Raw genomic sequence first — 19,435 nt, 5'->3', positions numbered from 1 at the left:
GATACTCCTCCGTGTCCCCGTGGCTCCGTGAGAGGAATGCTTACTCTTACGTGCCCTTCTTGTCTCTGCCCACTTGTCTCTTGTCTCTAGAGCCTTCGTATCTTCTCCAGCTGCGACTCCAGTTCCTTGAGGGTCACGCCCATCTCCGCCACCCTGGCCCGTTCCTTGTCCACCACCTCGGCGGGGGCGCGGTCCACGAAGCTGGGGTTGGCGAGCTTGGCGCTGCACACCTCCAGGTTCTTCTGCACCTTGACCCGTTCCTTTTCCAGGCGGGCGATCTCGGCGTCCTTGTCGATCAGACCCGCGAGCGGGATCAGCAGGCGCATCTCGCCCACCAGGGCCATGGCGGATTCGGGGGCCTCAGTGCCCGCATCGAGCCAGGTGACTGACTCGGGCTTGCCCAGGAAGCGGATGAAGGCCTCGGCCTGGGCGTAGCGGGCGCGGTCGGCGTCCTTCCAGTTGTCGATCAGCAGGGGCAGGGGCTTGCCCGGGGAGATGTCCATCTCGGCGCGGATGCGGCGCATGCCCAGGATGAAGGTCTTCACCCACTCGATCTCGCTTTCCGCCTGGGCATCCACACGGGCCTCGTCCCGCACCGGGTAGGCCAGGTGCATGAGGGTGTCGCCGGTGCTTCCCGCCAGCGGGCCCACCTGGCGCCAGATGGCCTCGGTGATGAAGGGCATGATGGGGTGCATGAGGCGCAGCAGGGCATCCAGCACCCGCACCAGGGTCTGCCGCGTGCCGCGCTGCTGCGCTGCGCTGGAGTCGCCGGTGAGCACCGGCTTGGACAGCTCCAGGTACCAGTCGCAGTAGTCGTGCCAGGTGAACTCGTAGAGGGCCTGGGCGGCCAGGTCGAAGCGGTACTGGTCCAGGTGGCCGCGCACCTGGGCGATGGCGCCCTGCAGGCGGGACTGGATCCAGCGGTCGGCGAGCGACAGTTCCACCGGCTCGTTGCCGAGACCCGTGTCCTGGCCCTCGGTGTTCATGAGCACGTAGCGGGCGGCGTTCCACAGCTTGTTGCAGAAGTTGCGGTAGCCCTCGATGCGGCCCAGGTCGAACTTGATGTCCCGGCCGGTGGAGGCCAGCGATGCGAGCGTGAAGCGCAGGGCGTCGGTGCCAAAGGGCGGGATGCCGTCGGGAAACTGCTTGCGGGTGGCCTGCTCGATCTTCTTGGCCATCTGGGGCTGCATGAGTCCCTGGGTGCGTTTCTCCAGCAGGGCGTCCAGGGTGATGCCGTCGATGAGATCGATGGGGTCGAGCACGTTGCCCTTGGACTTGGACATCTTCTGGCCTTCCGCGTCGCGGATCAGCCCGGTGATGTAGACCTCACGGAAGGGCACGTCGTCCATGAACTTGAGCCCCATCATGATCATCCGGGCGACCCAGAAGAAGATGATGTCAAAGCCCGTGACCAGCACGTTGGTGGGGTAGTAGCGGGCAAGCTCCGGGGTCTTCTCCGGCCAGCCCAGGGTGGAGAAGGGCCACAGCGCCGAGCTGAACCAGGTGTCCAGCACGTCCGGGTCCTGGGTGAGTGCGACCTCATCGCCCAGCTGGTATTTACTGCGCACCTCGGCCTCGTCGTGGGCCACGTAGATGTTGCCGTCGGCGTCGTACCAGGCGGGGATGCGGTGGCCCCACCAGATCTGGCGGGAGATGCACCAGTCCTCGATGTTGCGCATCCACTCGAAGTAGGTCTTGCTCCAGTTCTCGGGCACGAAGCGGATGCGCCCGTCCTCCACGGCGGCGATGGCGGGCTCGGCCAGGGGGCCGGCCTTCACGTACCACTGGTCGGTGAGGAAGGGTTCGATGACCGCGCCGGTGCGATCGCCCCGGGGCACCATGAGCTTGTGGTCGTCGATGCGCTCCAGCAGGCCCTGGGCCTCCAGGTCCGCGACGATGCGCTTGCGGGCCTCGAAGCGGTCCAGGCCCCGGTAGGCCTCGGGGGCCTCGTCGTTGATCTTCGCGTCTACGGTGAAGATGTTGATCATGGGCAGGCCGTGGCGCTGTCCCATGGCGTAGTCGTTGAAGTCGTGGGCCGGGGTGATCTTCACGCAGCCGGAGCCGAACTCCGGTTCCACGTAGTCGTCGGCGATCACCGGGATGCTGCGGCCGGTGAGCGGCAGGGCCACCTGCTTGCCGATCAGGTGCCGGTAGCGTTCGTCCTCCGGGTGCACCGCCACGGCGGTGTCGCCCAGCATGGTCTCGGGGCGGGTGGTGGCCACCACCAGGTGCCCGGAGCCGTCGGCCAGCGGGTAGCGCAGGTGCCAGAGTTTTCCCTGTTCTTCCTCGGAGACGACCTCCAGATCCGAGACCGCGGTGTGCAGCACCGGGTCCCAGTTCACCAGGCGCTTGCCCCGGTAGATGAGGCCCTCGTCATGGAGGCGCACGAACACCTCGCGCACCGCCCTGGACAGGCCCTCGTCCATGGTGAAGCGTTCCCGCTCCCAGTCGATGCTGTTGCCGAGCCGGCGCATCTGCCGGGTGATGGTGCCGCCGGACTGCTCCTTCCACTGCCAGACCCGCTCCAGGAACTTGTCCCGGCCCAGGTCGTGGCGGCTCACCTTGTCGGCGGCCAACTGGCGTTCCACCACCATCTGGGTGGCGATGCCCGCGTGGTCCGTGCCGCCCTGCCACAGGGCATCGTCGCCGCGCATGCGGTGGTAGCGCATGAGGGTGTCCATGAGGGTGTGCTGAAAGGCGTGGCCCATGTGCAGGGTGCCGGTCACGTTGGGCGGCGGCAGCATGATGCAGTAGGGGGTGCCCTGGCCGCTGGGGCGGAAATGGCCGGCGCGCTCCCATTGCTCGTACAGGGACTGTTCGATGGCGCGGGGGTCGTAGGTCTTGTCCATGGGGATCCGGGGGCTTGGGGCCAGCTCAGGGCCGAAAGCCCGCCATTATAGCGAAAGCCTGCCGGGGTTTGGCGGGCTCAGCCGCCGCTGATGGCCAGACGGTACTCTGCCGGGGATGCCGGGGACAGGGCGGGCTGGCGGGCGACGCGAGTCGGTTCCCCGTAAAGTTCCACTGATCGGCGCAGCAGCCAGTTGCCGTAGTGTTCCACGCTCCGGAAGCGGTTGGTGAGCACGATCACGCCCACGTCGTGCCTTGGCGAGAAGCCCATGTAGCTGGAGTAGCCCCCCAGGGCGCCGGTGTGCCAGACCACGTCGCCCACGGGACCCATGGGGCGCACGTGCCAACCGATGCCCACGGCCTGGTCCCAGGTGTCCAGTACCCGCTGGGGCATCTGCATCTCCGTGAGACTGCCGGAGGCCACGGGCAGGATGCCGTGGCTGCCGGCCCGCATGTGCAGGGCGAGGAAGCGCGCGAGATCCTCCACGGTGGAGTAGAGGCCTCCCGCGGCCTCCATGGCGCCCATGTCCCATTCCCGCTCCCGCACCCGGCCGTCGCGCAGGCTGTAGCCCACCGCGACACGCTGGGGATGGACGTCGAGGGCGTTCATCAGGGTGTCGTGCATGCCCAGGGGCTCAAGCAGGTGACGCCTGAGCAGGGTCTCGTAACTGGCGCCACCGGCCTGTTCCAGGGCAATGCCGATCAGCCCGTAGCCGGCGTTGGAGTAGTTGTACCAGCGGCCGGTGGGGGAGATGAGCAGGGTCTGGTTCACCCCTGCGTAGAAGCGGGCGCGATCGTAGCCTTCGAAGGGGTTGTTGTCGTGGCGGGGCAGGTTGTCCGGGTTGCGGGGCAGTCCGGAGGTATGGGTGGCGAGATGCCGGAAGGTGATCTGCCGGGCGCCCCGGGGGTCCGAGGGCAGGTGGATGATGCCGGGCAGGTAGCCGCTCACCGGGTCGTCCAGGGACAGATAGCCCCGGTCGCGCAGGCTCACCATCAGGGACGCGGTAATGACCTTGGTCAGTGAGCCGATGCGATACAGGGTGTCGGGGGAGGCCGGGATGCCCGCTTCCTGGTCCGCGTAGCCCAGGCTTTTCAGGTAGACGGGCGCGCCCCGGTGCACGATGCCGATGCTCAGGCTTGGGTAGCCCTCGGCCACCCGTTCGATCTCCAGGGCACGCTCGAGGGCGCGCAGGCGTTCATCGAGGTCAAGCCGGTCGGTATCGCTCCAGGCAAGGCCCGGAACGAGCAACAGGCACAACATCAACAGGTACCATCGCCTGGACATGGGCGCCACCTCCTACCTGGCTGGTTCGGCACACACCCTCACCTGCAAGTGTAGAGTATGACAGGAAGGTTGCAGTTCCCCAGGCTGATCGGCGGCGGTGAGAGGACGAAGGAAGGTATTTGTGGCAGGACATCAGGCGCGGTGGCCGCCTGTCTCATCGGCCTCGGTGAGACGGGCCATCACGGCACGCACCAGCTGTTCGCGCAGCTGGGGCAGTTGGGCTGAGAGCGCGGCATCCACGGCCTGTTCGATGCCTGCCCGTAGGGCCTCCAGGTCCCGCATCGGCGGTTCAGGGGCGGTGTCGGCTGTGGCCGGGGTCGTTGCGGGGGCCAGGGATTCCAGCAGGCCCGGCGGTGCCAGGGACAGGGATGGTTCGTCCAATGCCTCCAGGGAGAAGTCGATGTCCAGGTCCGGGGGCAGGGTCCCCGGCGACGGCACGACGGGTTCCGTAGGCGGCGGCAGCGTGCCCGGCGGGCCGCTGTCCTGGGTCCTGGGCCGGGCGGCCGGTTTGATCACCTGGGTCAGGGTGGGGATATGCGGGTCTTCCGGTCCCTGGGTCATGACTGTGTTCCTGCGGAGGCGCCGAGGCGGTGGTGGGAGAGGTCGTAGCCCCGGTCCTTGTAGAAGCGGTAGCGTTCCCGGCCCGCGTCCCGGATCGCCGGGTCCTGGTTGACGATCTCGGCCACCCGCTCGAAGCGGCTGAAGAACAGGGGTACCTGGGTGTCCAGGTTCACCAGGATGTCGCCGGCGTTCTGGGGCTCCTGCTCATGGCAGATCTGCACCGGGCAGTCGGCGTCCTCGCCTTCCACCTGGTGAGGGATGAAGCTCACGTCCCGGAAGGTCCACAGCAGTTCATCCAGTTGCATGGACAGGGCCTTGGAGCCGGTGTGCACGTGGATGCGATGACCCAGGCCATAGGCCTTGCCGATCAGCCGGCAGGCGGTGCGCAGCCGCTGGCCAGGGTCGGTGTCGTCGAGGACGTAGAAGTCGATGCGGGTCACGTCAGTGGCAAGTCTCAAGTGGCGAGTGGCAAGGAGGTCTCAGGCTGCCTTGTTGAGCAGGTACTGCATCAGCAGGGGGACGGGGCGGCCGGTGGCGCCTTTTTCCTTGCCGCTCTTCCAGGCCACGCCGGCGATGTCCAGGTGCGCCCACTTGTACTTCTTGGTGAAGCGCGACAGGAAGCAGGCGGCGGTGATGGTGCCGGCGGGGCGGCCGCCGATGTTGGCCATGTCGGCGAAGTTGCTCTTGAGCTGCTCCTGGTACTCGTCCCACAGGGGCAGTTCCCAGGCCCTGTCGTAGCTCTGCTTGCCGGCGCCGAGCAGGTCATTGGCCAGCGGGCTGTGGTTGCTCAGCAGGCCCGTGGCCTGGTGGCCCAGGGCGATGATGCAGGCGCCGGTCAGGGTGGCGATGTCGATCACCACGTCCGGGTCGAAGCGCTCCACGTAGGAGAGGGCGTCGCAGAGCACCAGCCGGCCCTCGGCGTCGGTATTGAGGATCTCGATGGTCTGGCCGGACATGCTGGTGACCACGTCGCCGGGCCGGGTGGCCTTGCCGTCGGGCATGTTCTCGGCGGCGGCCACCACGCCCACCAGGTTGATGGGCAGCATCATCTCGGCCACGGCCTTCATCACACCGAGCACGCTGGCGGCACCGCACATGTCGAACTTCATCTCGTCCATCTCGGCACCGGGCTTGAGGGAGATGCCGCCGGTGTCGAAGGTGATGCCCTTGCCGACCAGCACCACGGGCTTGGCGTCCTTCTTGCCACCCCGGTATTCCAGGGTGATCAGCTTGGCGGGCTGCTCGCTGCCCCGGGAGACCGAGAGCAGGGCACCCATGCCCAGCTTTTCCATGTCCGCTTCTTCGAGGACTTCCACCTTGAGACCCTTGTAGGTCTTCTTGAGCTGCAGGGCCTGTTCGGCCAGGTAGGTGGGGTTGCAGATGTTGCCGGGCAGGTTGGCGAGGTCCCGGGTGAGCTTGGTGCCCACGCTGATGGCCGTGGCCACGCGCACTGCCTCCTCGCCGGGTAGCAGGTCGGAGCGGGAGGGTACGCTCAGGATGATGCGCTTGAGGGGGCGCTGGGTGTCCTCCTTCTTGCTCTTGAGCTGCTGGAAGCTGTAGAGGCTGTCCTGGGTGATCGTCACTGCCTGGCTGATTTTCCACAGGGTGTCGCGACCCTTCACCGGCAGATCCGTGAGATAATTCACCGCTTCCACGGCGCCGCTCTTGTTGACCGTCTGGGCCACGGTGGCGATGACGCTGCGGAAGGCGGGTTCGTCGAAGTCCCGTTCCTTGCCGCAGCCCACCAGCAGGACGCGCTCGCACAGGGTGTTGGGCAGGTTGTACAGCCACAGGGTCTGGCCCTTCTCGCCATCCATGTCGCCGCGGCGCAGGATGGTGGACAGGGCCCCGCCGCTGGCCTTGTCCAGGACGCGGGCGGCGGAGGACAGCTTGCGTCGGTCGAATACGCCCACGACCACGCAGGCGCTGCGCTGTTTTTCCGGATTGCCACTCTTGACTGAAAATTCCATGCCGTTCCTCGGGTATGCTGGTGGGGTTTCGCGGCTTCGGCGCTAGACCGCCGGCTCGCTCAATGAGGTCCGATCATTCTATGAAAGTTCCCTGTGCATCACCATGGCGGATCACCGGCCGCAGCCGTTTCGAGCTGCAACGGGGGTGTGCTTGAGCCAGTCAGCAGGCATGCTCGGCGGCCGGTTGCGGCCCAGCATCCTGACCCGCTACATGGTCAGGGAGGTGCTGCTGACCCAGGCGGCGGTGACCCTGGTGCTGCTGCTCATCATCGTGGGCGGTACCGTGGCGCGTATGCTGCGCGAGGCCGCCGAGGGGCGCATCCCTGCCGATGTGCTGCTGCCCATGGTGGCCCTGGGCTCCGTGCGCGGCCTGATCCTGCTGCTGCCGGTGTCCCTGTTCCTGGCCCTGATGCTGAGCCTGGGGCGGCTCTACAAGGACAGCGAGATGGCGGCCATGAAGGCCTGCGGGGTCGGGCCCGAGCAGATCTACAGCGCCATCGTGTGGATGACCGCGCCGCTGGTGGTGCTGCTCACGGTTCTGGTGTTCTGGGGTTCTCCCCTGGCCTCCCAGGGCATCGACCAGATCCGCATCGACGCGGAGCAGCGCTCGGACCTGGTGGGCATCGCGCCCGGGCGGTTCACCGAGTCCAGGGCCACCGGCCAGGTGTTCTTCATCGAGGGCCTGGCCGGGGACGGCAACGCCATGCGCGGCGTGTTCATCCGCTCCCGGGGACCCGAGGGCGACGAGGTGGTGACGGCGCGCCGGGGGGAGACCCGGGTGGACCCGCTGACCGGCCAGCGCTACCTGGTGCTCCATGACGGTTACCGCTACCGGGGTGAACCGGGCAGCCAGGAATTTCATATCCTCGCCTTCGAGACCCACGGCGTGCGCGTGCCGGATCCCACCGGTTCCGCCCGGCGCGGCAAGGTGGACAGCCTGCCCACCTCCGAGCTCTGGCGATCCACGAGTCTGAGCCACCGCGCCGAGCTGCACTGGCGCATCGCCATGCCCGTGTCCATGGTGCTGCTGGCGGCCCTGGCACTGCCCCTGTCCCACACCAACAATCCTCGCTCGGGGCGCTACGGCAAGCTCACCGCCGCCATCGGCGTCTACATCCTCTACGCCAATTTCCTGATCCTGTCGAAGTCCTGGTTCGCCTCGGGTCAGACCCCCGCCTGGCTTGGCATGTGGTGGGTGCACGGCCTGCTGCTGGCGCTGATCCTGGTGCTGCTGTGGCGTCAGCGGGGGATCGGCCGGCGTCGCGGACGTCGCGAGGCCCTGGCATGAAGCGTCTGGACGCCTACATCGCCCGTAATGTCATGGGCGGCACTCTGCTGGCCATGCTGGTGCTGGGCGGGCTCGACACCCTGTTCGCCTTCATCGCGGAGCTGGACGAGATCGGGCGCAATGATTACGGCCTGATCCAGGCGGTGGTGTACACGGCGCTGACGGTGCCCAGGCGGGTCTACGAACTGTTCCCCACCAGCGTGCTGCTGGGCAGCCTGCTGAGCCTGGGCGCCCTGGCCGCCAACAGCGAACTGACCGCCATGCGCGCCGCCGGCGTGCCCATCGCGGGCATCGTGCGCTCGGTGCTGCGCGCGGGTCTGATGATGCTGGTGGTGGTGGTCCTGCTGGGCGAGGCGGTGGCGCCGGTGAGCGAACAGCGTGCCCAGACCATCAAGAGCCAGGCCAGCGGCGAGGAGATGTACCGGGGGTCGGCCGGTCTGTGGGCCAAGGACGGGCAGCGATTCATCCAGGTGGGCGCGGTGATGCCGGACCTGCGGCTGCTGGACCTGAGCATCTACGAACTGGACGCGGAGCGGCGCTTGAGCTCCATGCTGCGGGCTGCCTCGGCCCGGTACCAGGACGGCACCTGGATCCTCAAGAACATCGAGCGCAGCCGTTTGAACGAGGCAGGCGTGCATGCTGAGCACGTGGACGAGGAACGCTGGCCCCGGCTGCTGGCCCCCGAGCTGTTCAACGTGCTGGCCGTCGAGCCGCGCCAGATGGCGGCCACCACCCTGGCCCAGTACGTGACCTACCTGCGCGAGAACGACCTGGATTCGGCCCACTTCGAACTGGCCTTCTGGATGCGCTTCACGACGCCCCTGTCCAGTCTGGTGATGCTCCTGCTGGCGGTACCCTTCGTGTTCGGCTCCCTGCGCACCGGAGGCGCCGGCCAGCGGCTGTTCATCGGCCTGCTCATCGGCGTAGGCTTTCACCTGCTCAACCGCACCCTCAACCACATGGGCCTGGTCTACGGCCTGCCGCCCATGCTCAGCGCCACCCTGCCCACCCTGATTTTCTTCGCCGTGGCGATGCTGGCGCTGAGGCGGGTCAGGTGACGTCAATTCATTCAAAATTCAAGATTCAAAATTCAAAGGGGTTGGCAGTTTTGCTTTGAATTTTGAATCTTGAATTTTGAATTCATTTTACCCTCACCAGCCGCGTCCCCGACAGCCTGTCGTGCAGCATCAGCCGTTGCGGGTCCCGCCGTGCCAGCATCAGGCCGACCATCACCAGTCCGGCCAGGGGCAGGGCGGCCAGCCACCAGCCTTTGACATAGAGTGCGATGGCCGCCAGCACCACGATCCACTGGGCCAGGGCCACGGTGAAACGGATCGCCGCCTGCCGCCAGTCCGCCCGGCCGCCGTCCATGTCCACCAGACGCACATGCCAGGCCTGCATCCCTAAGGTCTGGCCGGCAGGGCGGGTCCAGAACCAGCCCAGGAAGGCGAAGGCGAGCAGGGGGACGTACAGGTGAATGGCCATGAACAGGGGATGTTCCTCGGTGATGGCGAAGGGCGCCACGATCAGGAACTCCGCCACCATGAGCAGGGCGATGAGCAGCAGGCCGTCGTAGAGCATGGCGCCGAAACGGCGCGGCAGTCCGACCGGGGTGACGAGTGGGGCGTCAGCAGACATGGAGGCTCCGATAAGAACTCGGGGGCCCGCCTTCGGGAACCCCATCAATTTTTTCAATGAAACCTATGGATTTCATGGCGCGATGCCAGAACCTGTGTTAAAGACTTGTTGCAAGCAGGTTCAATAACCGCATCGCGGCCCCGATCCAGGGGCTTTGGAGCGCAGATTATACCCAGAGTGTCCCGGGGCCGCGTCGCCCCGGAGGCACCACGCTCCGGACGGTGCAGGGACAGGCACACAGGGGGAGGGACGAGTCATGGGGTTGATTGGCGATCTCATGGGGCTGCCGGGTGTCCTGGCGGCGGGGGAGTATTCCTACCGGGGCGACCGGTTCTCCTACGAAGGACAGATGACACCGGAGATGGCGCGCATGGCCTCGATCATGTGCCGCGCCACCCACATGGGTGTGCACATGGAGTGCGACATGCTGGGGGTCTTCTGTCCCGGCTGCGGCCTGGTGCCCTCCCGGGGCTGGGCGGTCCGGGGTCCCGATTTCAGCGTCTGCGTCATGGCCAACGTGTTCTGCTTCGCGGACAACACGGCGGGTTCCATGAACCGCATCCTCAAGCTCATGCACGCATCCCTGGATCACGCCTCACGGGAGATGATCTGAAGGATTCGAACGCCATGCACCGGGGCGACCCGGAGTCCCCTGTCTCTGCCACTCCACGGGAGGTCCTTACATGCAGGAATTGTCTTCGCTCATGACCCTGTCCGGCGCCATCGCCGCGTTCCAGTTCACCGATCAGGGCGAACTGGTCAGCCATCAGATCGCCCCGGGCGCCGAGATGGACGAGATCGCCCTGGACATGCTGAGCCATGTCTGCGTGGCCAACATCTCGCTCGCCTCCATGCAGGCGCGGGGCTGGGAGGGGCTCACGGGCATGAATGGCTTCTATCCCATCGAGGGCTTCACCCTGATTGGCATGGACTGGACCGCCGTGGTCAACGGTCACCGGGGCGTGGTGCTGCGCAACGACAAGGGCGACATCGAAGCCGCCTACGCCGCCCTGGCCGGTTGAGGGACGCGCCATGATCAAGCGTCTGCTCGCCCTGGACGGAGTGATGGTGGTGGTGCGATTCAGGGATGACGGCCAGTTCGTAGAGGGGTATGGTTTGCTGGACGCCCAGAACATGCAACGGCTGGCCCGCTTCGCTCATGATTACAAGCGCTTCACCCAGGGCAATGCCGATCAGTTCTCCATGTTCACCCGCCTGCCGGGCTGGACGCCGCCCCGGGGCTGGATCGTGCGCGGGCGCACCCACTCCGCCTGCTGCATCGGCAGCGTGGCCTGTCTGGTGGCCAACGGCGAGGTCTCACTCAACGAGGTCATGCGTGAACTGGACGATGTGTCGCATTTCTGAACCATCCAGGGCCTGATGTCAGAGGAAGCCACTAGTGACGCAATCCGACAGCAGCGAACGACGCCATTTCCACCGCATCAGCTTCGAGGGCGTGGCCTATTTCGAATGTGACGGCCGTGAGCATCGGGTGCGATTGCTGGACCTCTCCCTGCATGGCGCCCTGGTGAACCTCGAAAGCGATGTGCAGGGCAACACGGCACTGGAAGGCAGTCACTGCCGGCTGCGTGTGCCCCTCTCCCCGGACCTGGACATCCATCTCGACACCCGCATCGCACGGGTCACCGGCAGTGAGCTGGGACTGGCGGTCGAGCGCCTGGACCTGGACAGCGCCCAGCATCTCAAGCGCCTGGTGGAACTGAACCTGGGCGATGACGAGCTGCTGCACAGGGACCTGGCGGCGCTGTTTGAGAGCTAATTCAAGATTCAAAATTCAAGATTCAAGATTCAAGATTCAAGATTCAAGATTCAAGATTCAAAGGGAAAACATGCCCATCTTTGAATTTTGAATCTTGAATTTTGAATCAGCCTCAAAGGTGCCCCTCCAGCGGCATCACCTCCACCATCTCACCCGCCTCCACGTCCCCCGCTTCCCGGGGAATGACGATGAAGGCATTGGCCCTGCTCATGGAACTGAGCACGTGGGAGCCCTGCAGGCCCGTGGTGCCTACCACCAGTTCGCCGTGCGCGTCCCGGGACAGGATGCCCCGCTGGTAGTCGGTGCGGCCCGGCACCTTGCGCAGGCGGTTTTCGCAGCGGGCGCGTACCGTGAGCGGCGCCACGGGCGCCATGCCCATGAGCTGCTGCAGGGCAGGGCGCACGAACAGGATGAAGGTGGCCATGGTGGACACCGGGTTGCCGGGCAGGCCGAAGAACACGGCCTTGCCCAGGCTGCCGAAGGCGAGCGGCCGGCCGGGCTTCATGGCGATCTTCCAGAAATCGATGCGCCCCAGGTTTTCCAGGGTCTGCTTGACGAAGTCCGCATCCCCCACCGACACACCGCCGGTGGTGATCACCATGTCCGCCATGTCCCGGGCCTCCTGGAAGGCCTGCAGGATGGCCTCGGGCCGGTCGGGGATCACGCCCAGGTCGCGGATCTCCACGTCCAGGCGCCTGAGCAGGGCGTAGAGGGTGTGCCGGTTACTGTCGTAGATCTGTCCGGGCCCCAGGGGCTGACCGATGCCGCAGAGCTCGTCGCCGGTGGAGAAATAGGCCACCACCGGACGCCGGCGCACGTCCACCTCGGCGATGCCCTGGGAGGCCAGCAGGCCCAGGTCTGCGGCGTTCACCCGCCGCCCGGCCGCGAGCACCACATCGCCCCGCTTCACGTCCTGACCGGGCAGGCGCACGTTGTCGCCCGCCTGGGTGTCGGCCAGCAGCGTGACCTGGTCTCCCTCGACGCTCACCCGTTCCTGCATCACCACCGTATCCGCGCCCTCCGGGACCACCGCCCCGGTCATGATGCGCACGCACTCGCCGGACCTGACCGTGCCCGGATAGGGGTGGCCCGCCAGGGACTGACCGACAACCCGCAGCCGTATTGGCGCCTGCGCCATGAGCTCACTGGCGGCGAAGGCATAGCCGTCCATGGCTGCATTGCGTTCCGGCGGCACGTCCAGGGCGGCGAGCACATCCCGGGCCAGGACCCGGTCCAAAGCGTCGCGCAGCAGGACCCGCTCGCTGCCCGTCACGGGCCGGCACAGGGCCTGGATGTTGGCCAGGGCCTGCTCCACGGTCTGGGAGTGGGGATCGAACTCGTCCATACAGGACGGGGCGGGTTGGGTTCTGGTCTCGGTCATGGCAGGTCGTCTGGGTGGGTCAGGTCAGTTCGCGGTGCCATTGTAGAACAAAGTCCCGGATCGCCCCGAGGTCGTTCAGATCCAGCAGCGGACGGTCACAGTCCCGGTCCAGGGGCGCGTCGCAGGCCACGGCGATGATGTCCGTGTCTTCGGGGAACATCAGCGGCTTGCCGAGGCTCGGTCGGTGCAGTTCGATCTTTGGAAAGTGTTCATGCTTGAAACCCTCCACCAGCACCAGGTCGGCGCGTTGCGGATCCAGTTGTGCCAGCAGATCCTTCAGGCGCGGATCGGCGGGCGGATCGAACTCGGTCATCAGCGCCATGCGCCGGTCCGATGCGATCAGCATCTGAGCGGCCCCCGCCTTGCGCAGTTCGTAGCTGTCCTTGCCCGGCTTGTCCACGTCGAAGTCGTGATGGGCGTGCTTGACCATGCTGATGCGCAGGCCCTGTTCCCGCAGCATGGGAATGAGTTGTGTCAGCAGGGTGGTCTTGCCGGTGCCGCTGTAGGCAGCGAAGCCGAGTACTGGGAGTGCGTGCTCGACGCGGGTGGTGACTTCCTGGGCCATGATGTGCCTGTCTCTGGGTGGATAGGTCCGTGTTCGTCGCGATAGCTGACCGATGTCATTACACCGGGCAAGGATAACGATAAACTAAGGTCAGGACATCACAGACCGGCTGGTTTCAAGGAAAACAACCCACAGGCCGGCATGCGACCATCATTCTTGGAAGAGGAAAGACCCGAATGCGTATCAGACAGTTGATCGGCACTGCGACCCTGATGTTTTCCCTGTCCCTGGTCGGCAACCTTGCCCTGGCAGACGAAGCCCTGTGGACCAGTCTGAAAGAGGGCGGCAAGGTGGTGATGATCCGCCACACCGTCTCCGAGGAGGCGGAGGCTGAGCGTTCCATGCGCCTGGCCCCGGGGGATTGCAGCCAGGAGGTCAATCTCACCGACGAAGGTCGCGAGCAGGCGCGGCAGCTGAAGGCCGCCATTGAAAAGCACGGCATACAGGTGGCCGGCGTGCTGAGCAGCGAGTTCTGCCGGGCCCGGGAGACGGCCGAACTGGCCTTCGGTGAGGTGGAGGCCTGGAATGCCCTGAACCTGGTCAATGCCATGCCGGCGGCGGATGCGGACTTCCTCATGGAAGACGTGCGTGACCGCATCGGCGGCTTCAGCGGTGAGGGCAACCTCTTCATGGTCTCGCACCGCCCCAACATCAACACCATCACCTTCCAGAACGTGGAGGCGGGCAGCCTGGTGATCCTGCAGCCCGATGGCACCGGCATGTTCGAGGTGCTGGGTGTGATCGCAGTCGATGACTATCAGTGATTGACTGATTGGTCCTCACCAGTCGAGATTGGAACGCGAAGGGCGGGACCATTGCGCCCTTCGCGGTCAGTTTTTTCTTCCCATTACACCAGGAATACCGGCTCCTGATCAGCGGGCATCTGCGCCAGTTCCTCATCCGTCAGCAGGGCATAGATCTCGATCAGGGTGCCGTCCGGGTCCTTGAGCCAGAGTTCGTGCAGCGGCGTTCCCCGCCAGGTGGTGCGCGGCGGTTTCTCCACGTGGAAGCCATTCTCCAGTGCGGAGCGGTAGGCCTCGATGACCTCGGCCTTGCCGGCGACGCCCATCCCCAGGTGGTACAGGGTGTCGTGGTGCAGGGTCAGATCATCGCTCACCAACAGCACGAAGTTGGTATGGGTGTCGGACCGCAGGAAGGTCACGTAGCGGTGGGTCCATTGGTACGCCAGGGGCCGGAAGGCATGGTGGCCGGGGAGATATCAGCCGCGCTGGACCTGCCGCCCACCAATCTGTCCTTCCATCTCAAGACCCTGACCCGGGCGGGCCTGCTGTCGGTCACCCAGGAGGGACGCTACCAGCGCTACCGGGCCAATCTTCCCGCGATGCTCGATCTGGTGGCCTACCTCACCGAGGAATGCTGTGCCGGGCACCCGGAGGAGTGCACCGATCTGTCCGAACTGTCGGGCTGTGTCGGCGGCGCTTGTGCCGCAGCCGGCCCCGAAGCGGTCAAGCCATGAATATCCTGTATCTGTGCACCGGCAATTCCTGCCGTTCCATCCTCGCCGAGGCGGTGTTCAACCACCTGGCGCCGCCGGGGTGGCGCGCCCTGAGTGCCGGCAGTCAACCTGCGGACCAGGTCAACCCCCGTGCGCTGGCTCTGCTGAAACGGGAGGGCATCTCCACGGAAGGTCTGTACACCAAGTCCTGGGACACCTTGCCGGAAACACCGGACATCATCATCACCACGTGTGCGGATGCGGCTGGTGAGGCCTGTCCCGCGTATTTGGGGCCTGTCCTCAGGGTCCACTGGGGTATGGATGACCCCGCCAGGGCCATGGGCAGCGAGGCCGAGATCGAGGCGGCCTTCGAACGGGCCTACCGGATTCTGCGCCGTCGCATCGAGGCGCTGCTGGCACTGCCCCTGGATGAGCTGGAGCGGGATCCTCATCGTCTTGAATCGGAACTGGAGCGCGTCGGAGGTATGGACGTATGAACCGAGCCGCTGACACAGCCGAGATCTCCCCCAGTGAAGGCATGGGGTTCTTCGAACGTTACCTGACCGTGTGGGTCGCCCTGTGCATCATCGCGGGCGTGGCCCTGGGGCAGCTCTTACCGGTGGTGCCCGAGACCCTGGCGCGCTGGGAGTACGCCTCGGTGTCCATCCCGGTGGCGATCCTCATCTGGGCCATGATCTATCCCATGATGGTGCAGATCGATTTCTCCGCCATCCTGGGGGTACGCCGGGAGCCCAGGGGGCTCGGCATCACCACCACGGTCAACTGGCTGATCAAGCCCTTCACCATGTTCGCCATCGCCTGGTTCTTTCTCATGGTGGTGTTCGCTCCATGGATCCCCGAGGATCTGGGCCGCGAGTACCTGGCAGGGGCGATCCTGCTGGGCGCCGCGCCCTGTACCGCCATGGTCTTCGTGTGGAGCTACCTGACTCGCGGCGATGCCGCCTACACCCTGGTGCAGGTGGCGGTGAACGACATCATCATGCTATTCGCCTTCGCGCCCATCGTGGTGCTGCTGCTGGGCAGTACCGCCGAGGCACTCTGCCGCAGCGCGAGGCGGCTGGTGTTGCTGGTGCCGTCTCGGCAGTGATCACAGCGGCAGGAAGGACGTGTTCGTCCCTGTTCAGGCATCCAGGGTCTCTTGCCCATGTGCTGTGCGGAGTTCCTCGGGAGTTGCCATCCGCACCTCCATGATTTTGACCGTCATTCTCAGGGTGCGCCCAGCCAGGGGATGGTTGCCATCCAGAATCGCACCTTTGTCCGTGAGCCGCACCACACGCAGGCTGAATACACCGGTTTGTCCCCGGGTATACAGGGGCTGTCCCGGTTCCAGCGGCACATCGGGCAGATTCTCCCGGACTGCCTCGAAGACCAGTTCGGGACGGTAATCACCGAAGGCCAGGACCGGTGGTATGGTTACCACGCCCTCGAAACCTGCCTCCAGTCCTTGCAGGGCCTGAGCCAATCCGGGCACGGGAGGCGTCGTCTTGCCGTGTAAATAGCGCAGGGTCTCTCCGGGATCGAGGTTCAATATCGGGTGCAGGTCCTCCCCCGTCTCGTCGTCGCTCACGTGGCAAGTCAGGGTGACCAGGGATCCGGTCTCGATCTTCATGGGTGTGTTCCTCCGCAGGAACAGGATCCTGCCCGGGACGGACATCATCCCCTGCCGGGTTTCTTGGCCTGGGGCGGTGTCATGGGATGCAGACCCAGGGATCCGGTCCTGCATTGCGCGCAGACGCTGAGGTGGCTCGCATCGAGTCCCTGGGATGTCAGCCTGGAGATCAGGTTGGAGAGTTCATTGTCCACCAGGAAGGGTTTGCCGCACCGACAGCAGGCGACGGGCTCGCCCTGGGGGGGCTCCATGGTCGGTCTGTGCAGGTCTGCTCCGGCCTGGACGACGCCTGCCGCGCGGGGCAGGGGAAGATCGGGCCGGATGCGATCCAGAGCCCGATGCACCAGTTCGGCCAGCCGGCTGTAGATGTCCGGCAGGTGGTGGTCATGCTCGGCCCTCGCACACTGTTCGGCCAGGGCAGGCAGCCAGGGGGTCATGTAGGCCGAGATGAACTCGCTGGCATCCAACAGCGCATCTCCAGGGGCATCTTTCTCCACGGGCAGGGCAAGCAGATAGGCGATGAACTGCAATTGCAGCGACAGGTGGTCCGGCAGGTCACGAAACCCGCTGTCCTTGGCCAGCTGGTACTTCTGGTACAGGGACTCCATGCCCAGAGCGGCCTGTCCCATGATATTGCCGTCCAGGAACACGCCGGCATTCAGAGTGGCGGGTGTGGGCGGGGACAGAAACAGACGGCTGTAGATGCGCAGCAGGTCTTCCTGTTCCGGGGGCAGACTGCGCAGCCGTTCGCTCAGATGCTCGATCTGGCCGGGCCCGGCGAATGCCAGAATCCCGTCCAGTTCCCGCAGGTCGTCGCACAGGGCATCGATCATGCCGAGCCTGAAATCCGCATCACGGGGCGGCAGGAAGGCGTTGCCCAGACACAGGCACAACTCGGCCATTGCCTGGAGGATCTCAGGGGTCGGTGATTCCAGGCGGGTCGCCATGGTCATGTGATTCATCGTCGCTCCTCATGGCAGCCGCTGCCATGAAAAATGACCCCGGGTCAGCCGGACGCCGGGGTCCAGGGGAGGGTGTTCACGCACCCGGGCACAGGGCTCGGCGCATCACAGGTGCCTGGGTTGTTCCCGCAGGTTGAATTTCCAGGAACCGAAGGCGTAGATCAGCAGGCCTATTCCGCCCCCCAGCGCCACCAGGCCCCATTCGGTGAAGGAGGGGGTGTAGGCAATGAAGTCCGGATACCAGGTGCCCTTCCAGAGCGGAATGATCTGCCCACCGACCACGTATTCATACCGGCCGATGAACACCGCCATCAGCACCAGCACAGCGCTCAACACCTGGATCATGGGCTGGACCCGCATGCCGGGAAGCAGCAGCAGGATGAAGGGCAGCACCATGCCCAGCCAGAGTTCCAGGTGAAACAGCCAGGTGCCCACCTGGTATTCCATGACCAGGCTGATCTCCGGGTTGTTGCTCCACAGGCCGGTGATGGTCCGGCTCAAGTGGAACACCAGCACCACGCCCAGCACCAGGGCGAAGATCTTGGGGATGAAGCGTTCCATCAGTTCCCGGAGGGTGGGTTCCATGCGAGAGGTGTCCGTGCCGTGGGACAGGTAGGTGAACAGGACGGCGAAGGCCAGCCCGGAGAGGGCCGCCGTGGCCAGGAAGTACACCGGCACGAAGGAGCCGTACCAGAAGGGTCGCATGGCCATCATGCCGAAGACCAGGCCCAGGGTGGCGTGGGCGATGATCACGGTCACGAAGGAGGCGATGCCGACATTGCGGCTGGCGGGGCTGTCCCAGTCGTTGCGTTGCAGATAGCTGAACTTCCAGATCAGAAAGAACATGTACAGGAAGTAGAACGCGCCCATCCAGAACATGGGTGAGCGGACCTGAAGGTTCAGCGGGATGGCCCAGATCATGCGCAACGGATGGCCGATCTCCAGACCCAGCGAGATGAACCCCGCGATGAGGGTGGCCAGTGCCAGCCAGACGCAACGCTTGGCGATGGGGTAGAAGGCCTTGATGCCGAATACCATGGCCACCGAGGCCACGAAGGTCAGGCCCGTGGAGGACAGGACGAAAAACACATAGGCCGAGACCGGCAGGCCCCACACCACACCGCTGCTACCGGTGTTGAAGGCGGAATGGCCCTGGGTCAGCAGGTTGCTGACGCCGACCAGCCCAATGGCCACCAGAACAAGGCCCGCCAACAGGATGCCGATGGGCAGGCTGCCCGGGGAATGTTCCGGGAGTACGCTTTCTGCGCGTGTGCTCATGATGAGAACTCCTTATGCCGAGTTTGGGTTCACGCCTTGGGCGCGGGTCTGAAGGCCGGGATGCTGGCACCGGAGCCCAGGTAGTAGACCTGGGGACGGTTTCCGGTGTGGTCCAGCAGTCTCACGCCCTTGCGATCGGCCACGAGCTTGTTGACGTTCGAGCCGGGGTTGTCCAGATCACCGAAATAGCGGGCCTTGGGCGGGCAGGTGCGCACGCAGGCGGGCACGTACTCCACCAGTTCCGGATTGTCCTCGTCCAGGTCGGCGACACCCTCGGGGGCCTTGCTGACCTTGTGGTAGCAGAAGGTGCACTTGGAGACGACGCCCTTGGGCTGGATGCCGATGCCGCGGCGCCAGTCCACGTTGGGATTCTGATAGGGCGGACTCCATTGCTGGCCGTCCCGCCCGGGGAATACCTTGGTGAGATTCGGCTCCAGGAGCGGTGATTCGTCGGTGTAGAAGCGCACGCCGTAAGGACAGGCGATCATGCAGTACTTGCAACCGATGCACTTGTTCCAGTCCACGAACACGATGCCGCCGGCATCCATGTCCTTGTAGGTGGCCCGAGTCGGGCAGACGTGCACGCAGGACGGGTTTTCACACTGCATGCACGGCCGCGGCAGCCACTTCATCTGGGCGCTGGGATATTCGCCCTCGGTGTAGTAGAGCACGTCCTGCCAGTTTTCCCCGGGCAGGGTGTTGTTCTCCATGCCGCAGGCGGTGGTGCAGGCCTGGCAGCCGGTGCACTTGTCCAGGTCGATGACCATTCCCCACTTTGCCATGATTCAACTCCT

21 protein-coding genes and 2 pseudogenes are annotated in these 19,435 nt (G+C 65.4%); 10 read left to right on the top strand and 13 right to left on the bottom strand.

The window, feature by feature from the left end:
- Positions 1-86: 86 nt before the first annotated feature.
- The 5 genes from D580_RS0102900 to D580_RS0102880 form a co-directional block, all read right to left on the bottom strand.
- Positions 87-2,849 (bottom strand): valine--tRNA ligase, encoded by a 2,763-nt coding sequence (locus D580_RS0102900; RefSeq protein WP_018952939.1) that lies wholly within the window; start codon positions 2,847-2,849, stop codon positions 87-89.
- 77 nt (positions 2,850-2,926) lie between these two features.
- Positions 2,927-4,132, bottom strand: a complete 1,206-nt coding sequence (locus D580_RS0102895; protein WP_038043069.1) for a serine hydrolase domain-containing protein — start codon at positions 4,130-4,132, stop codon at positions 2,927-2,929.
- Between the two features lie 132 nt (positions 4,133-4,264).
- On the bottom strand, positions 4,265-4,693 hold the full coding sequence (locus D580_RS0102890; RefSeq protein WP_018952937.1) for a hypothetical protein: 429 nt from the start codon (positions 4,691-4,693) through the stop codon (positions 4,265-4,267).
- The gene (locus tag D580_RS0102885; RefSeq protein WP_018952936.1) at positions 4,690-5,133 is read right to left on the bottom strand and encodes a DNA polymerase III subunit chi; all 444 of its coding nucleotides are present in this window, start codon (positions 5,131-5,133) and stop codon (positions 4,690-4,692) included. Before D580_RS0102885 ends, D580_RS0102890 begins: the two co-directional genes overlap by 4 nt.
- Positions 5,134-5,172: 39 nt before the next feature.
- Positions 5,173-6,663 carry a leucyl aminopeptidase gene (locus D580_RS0102880; RefSeq protein WP_018952935.1) on the bottom strand — a complete coding sequence of 497 codons (1,491 nt, stop codon included), beginning with the start codon at positions 6,661-6,663 and terminating at the stop codon, positions 5,173-5,175.
- Positions 6,664-6,832: 169 nt separating this feature from the next.
- On the opposite strand from D580_RS0102880, the gene lptF reads away from it, so the two are divergent.
- Positions 6,833-7,951: an LPS export ABC transporter permease LptF gene (lptF, locus tag D580_RS0102875; RefSeq protein ID WP_018952934.1), complete on the top strand. Its 1,119-nt coding sequence runs from the start codon at positions 6,833-6,835 to the stop codon at positions 7,949-7,951.
- The gene (lptG, locus tag D580_RS0102870) at positions 7,948-9,009 is read left to right on the top strand and encodes an LPS export ABC transporter permease LptG (RefSeq protein WP_018952933.1); all 1,062 of its coding nucleotides are present in this window, start codon (positions 7,948-7,950) and stop codon (positions 9,007-9,009) included. The genes lptF and lptG overlap by 4 nt, the downstream gene beginning before the upstream one ends.
- Before the next feature lie 82 nt (positions 9,010-9,091).
- Here the strand turns inward: lptG and D580_RS0102865 are convergent, their stop codons facing one another.
- On the bottom strand, positions 9,092-9,589 hold the full coding sequence (locus tag D580_RS0102865; protein WP_018952932.1) for an RDD family protein: 498 nt from the start codon (positions 9,587-9,589) through the stop codon (positions 9,092-9,094).
- 256 nt (positions 9,590-9,845) lie between these two features.
- Here D580_RS0102865 and D580_RS0102860 point away from each other — a divergent pair, with 256 nt between their 5' ends.
- The 4 genes from D580_RS0102860 (at position 9,846) to D580_RS0102845 (ending at position 11,369) form a co-directional block, all read left to right on the top strand.
- Complete coding sequence (locus D580_RS0102860) at positions 9,846-10,202, top strand: DUF2173 family protein (protein WP_026289652.1); 357 nt, start codon at positions 9,846-9,848, stop codon at positions 10,200-10,202.
- Between the two features lie 70 nt (positions 10,203-10,272).
- Positions 10,273-10,611: a DUF2173 family protein gene (locus tag D580_RS0102855; RefSeq protein WP_026289651.1), complete on the top strand. Its 339-nt coding sequence runs from the start codon at positions 10,273-10,275 to the stop codon at positions 10,609-10,611.
- A 10-nt stretch (positions 10,612-10,621) separates the two neighbouring features.
- Entirely contained in the window at positions 10,622-10,954 is a 333-nt protein-coding gene (locus D580_RS0102850; protein ID WP_018952929.1) for a DUF2173 family protein, read from the top strand.
- A 34-nt stretch (positions 10,955-10,988) separates the two neighbouring features.
- On the top strand, positions 10,989-11,369 hold the full coding sequence (locus tag D580_RS0102845) for a PilZ domain-containing protein (protein WP_018952928.1): 381 nt from the start codon (positions 10,989-10,991) through the stop codon (positions 11,367-11,369).
- A 112-nt stretch (positions 11,370-11,481) separates the two neighbouring features.
- Here D580_RS0102845 and glp read toward each other — a convergent pair whose 3' ends face one another.
- On the bottom strand, positions 11,482-12,750 hold the full coding sequence (glp, locus tag D580_RS0102840) for a gephyrin-like molybdotransferase Glp (protein WP_026289650.1): 1,269 nt from the start codon (positions 12,748-12,750) through the stop codon (positions 11,482-11,484).
- Between the two features lie 19 nt (positions 12,751-12,769).
- Positions 12,770-13,315, bottom strand: coding sequence for a molybdopterin-guanine dinucleotide biosynthesis protein MobB (gene mobB, locus D580_RS0102835; RefSeq protein WP_018952926.1), 546 nt, complete (start codon positions 13,313-13,315; stop codon positions 12,770-12,772).
- 176 nt (positions 13,316-13,491) lie between these two features.
- Here mobB and D580_RS0102830 point away from each other — a divergent pair, with 176 nt between their 5' ends.
- Entirely contained in the window at positions 13,492-14,079 is a 588-nt protein-coding gene (locus D580_RS0102830) for a histidine phosphatase family protein (protein ID WP_018952925.1), read from the top strand.
- 83 nt (positions 14,080-14,162) lie between these two features.
- Here the strand turns inward: D580_RS0102830 and D580_RS15110 are convergent, their stop codons facing one another.
- The gene (locus D580_RS15110) at positions 14,163-14,477 is read right to left on the bottom strand and encodes a VOC family protein (protein WP_018952924.1); all 315 of its coding nucleotides are present in this window, start codon (positions 14,475-14,477) and stop codon (positions 14,163-14,165) included.
- Positions 14,478-14,492: 15 nt separating this feature from the next.
- Between D580_RS15110 and D580_RS15105 the strand changes: the two are divergent.
- The 3 genes and pseudogenes from D580_RS15105 to D580_RS15100 form a co-directional block, all read left to right on the top strand.
- Positions 14,493-14,792 (top strand): annotated as a pseudogene (locus D580_RS15105) (ArsR/SmtB family transcription factor); the annotation flags it as partial.
- Complete coding sequence (locus D580_RS0102815; protein ID WP_018952922.1) at positions 14,789-15,268, top strand: arsenate reductase ArsC; 480 nt, start codon at positions 14,789-14,791, stop codon at positions 15,266-15,268. The pseudogene D580_RS15105 and the gene D580_RS0102815, both read left to right, overlap by 4 nt.
- Positions 15,265-15,813: pseudogene (locus D580_RS15100) on the top strand (arsenic resistance protein); the annotation flags it as partial. The gene D580_RS0102815 and the pseudogene D580_RS15100, both read left to right, overlap by 4 nt.
- Positions 15,814-15,912: 99 nt before the next feature.
- Here the strand turns inward: D580_RS15100 and D580_RS15095 are convergent.
- The 4 genes from D580_RS15095 to D580_RS0102790 all read right to left on the bottom strand — a co-directional run bounded on the left by D580_RS15095 (position 15,913) and on the right by D580_RS0102790 (position 19,423).
- Positions 15,913-16,401 (bottom strand): FKBP-type peptidyl-prolyl cis-trans isomerase, encoded by a 489-nt coding sequence (locus tag D580_RS15095; protein ID WP_155999689.1) that lies wholly within the window; start codon positions 16,399-16,401, stop codon positions 15,913-15,915.
- Positions 16,402-16,445: 44 nt separating this feature from the next.
- Complete coding sequence (locus D580_RS0102800; RefSeq protein ID WP_018952919.1) at positions 16,446-17,363, bottom strand: TorD/DmsD family molecular chaperone; 918 nt, start codon at positions 17,361-17,363, stop codon at positions 16,446-16,448.
- A gap of 105 nt (positions 17,364-17,468) precedes the next feature.
- Positions 17,469-18,641, bottom strand: coding sequence for an NrfD/PsrC family molybdoenzyme membrane anchor subunit (nrfD, locus tag D580_RS0102795; RefSeq protein WP_018952918.1), 1,173 nt, complete (start codon positions 18,639-18,641; stop codon positions 17,469-17,471).
- Positions 18,642-18,670: 29 nt separating this feature from the next.
- Entirely contained in the window at positions 18,671-19,423 is a 753-nt protein-coding gene (locus D580_RS0102790; RefSeq protein ID WP_331270966.1) for a 4Fe-4S dicluster domain-containing protein, read from the bottom strand.
- Positions 19,424-19,435: the final 12 nt, after the last annotated feature.

The sequence above is a fragment of the Thioalkalivibrio sulfidiphilus genome, from assembly GCF_000377945.1.
Taxonomy (GTDB): Bacteria; Pseudomonadota; Gammaproteobacteria; order Ectothiorhodospirales; family Ectothiorhodospiraceae; genus Thioalkalivibrio_A; species Thioalkalivibrio_A sulfidiphilus_A.
The sequence above is the reverse complement of the archived record's forward strand: the minus strand, read 5'-3'. Positions and strand labels throughout refer to the sequence as shown.

Bases quoted from the DNA above. Each gene is read 5' to 3' on its own strand.
- D580_RS0102855 (WP_026289651.1), top strand. From the start codon at position 10,273: ATGCAGGAATTGTCTTCGCTCATGACCCTGTCCGGCGCCATCGCCGCG.
- D580_RS0102895 (WP_038043069.1), bottom strand. From the start codon at position 4,132: ATGTCCAGGCGATGGTACCTGTTGATGTTGTGCCTGTTGCTCGTTCCG.
- D580_RS0102865 (WP_018952932.1), bottom strand. From the start codon at position 9,589: ATGTCTGCTGACGCCCCACTCGTCACCCCGGTCGGACTGCCGCGCCGT.
- D580_RS0102850 (WP_018952929.1), top strand. From the start codon at position 10,622: ATGATCAAGCGTCTGCTCGCCCTGGACGGAGTGATGGTGGTGGTGCGA.
- D580_RS0102830 (WP_018952925.1), top strand. From the start codon at position 13,492: ATGCGTATCAGACAGTTGATCGGCACTGCGACCCTGATGTTTTCCCTG.
- D580_RS0102890 (WP_018952937.1), bottom strand. From the start codon at position 4,693: ATGACCCAGGGACCGGAAGACCCGCATATCCCCACCCTGACCCAGGTG.
- D580_RS0102790 (WP_331270966.1), bottom strand. From the start codon at position 19,423: ATGGCAAAGTGGGGAATGGTCATCGACCTGGACAAGTGCACCGGCTGC.
- nrfD (WP_018952918.1), bottom strand. From the start codon at position 18,641: ATGAGCACACGCGCAGAAAGCGTACTCCCGGAACATTCCCCGGGCAGC.
- D580_RS0102900 (WP_018952939.1), bottom strand. From the start codon at position 2,849: ATGGACAAGACCTACGACCCCCGCGCCATCGAACAGTCCCTGTACGAG.
- D580_RS0102860 (WP_026289652.1), top strand. From the start codon at position 9,846: ATGGGGTTGATTGGCGATCTCATGGGGCTGCCGGGTGTCCTGGCGGCG.
- lptF (WP_018952934.1), top strand. From the start codon at position 6,833: ATGCTCGGCGGCCGGTTGCGGCCCAGCATCCTGACCCGCTACATGGTC.
- D580_RS0102880 (WP_018952935.1), bottom strand. From the start codon at position 6,663: ATGGAATTTTCAGTCAAGAGTGGCAATCCGGAAAAACAGCGCAGCGCC.
- glp (WP_026289650.1), bottom strand. From the start codon at position 12,750: ATGACCGAGACCAGAACCCAACCCGCCCCGTCCTGTATGGACGAGTTC.
- D580_RS0102800 (WP_018952919.1), bottom strand. From the start codon at position 17,363: ATGAATCACATGACCATGGCGACCCGCCTGGAATCACCGACCCCTGAG.
- lptG (WP_018952933.1), top strand. From the start codon at position 7,948: ATGAAGCGTCTGGACGCCTACATCGCCCGTAATGTCATGGGCGGCACT.
- D580_RS15095 (WP_155999689.1), bottom strand. From the start codon at position 16,401: ATGAAGATCGAGACCGGATCCCTGGTCACCCTGACTTGCCACGTGAGC.
- mobB (WP_018952926.1), bottom strand. From the start codon at position 13,315: ATGGCCCAGGAAGTCACCACCCGCGTCGAGCACGCACTCCCAGTACTC.
- D580_RS0102815 (WP_018952922.1), top strand. From the start codon at position 14,789: ATGAATATCCTGTATCTGTGCACCGGCAATTCCTGCCGTTCCATCCTC.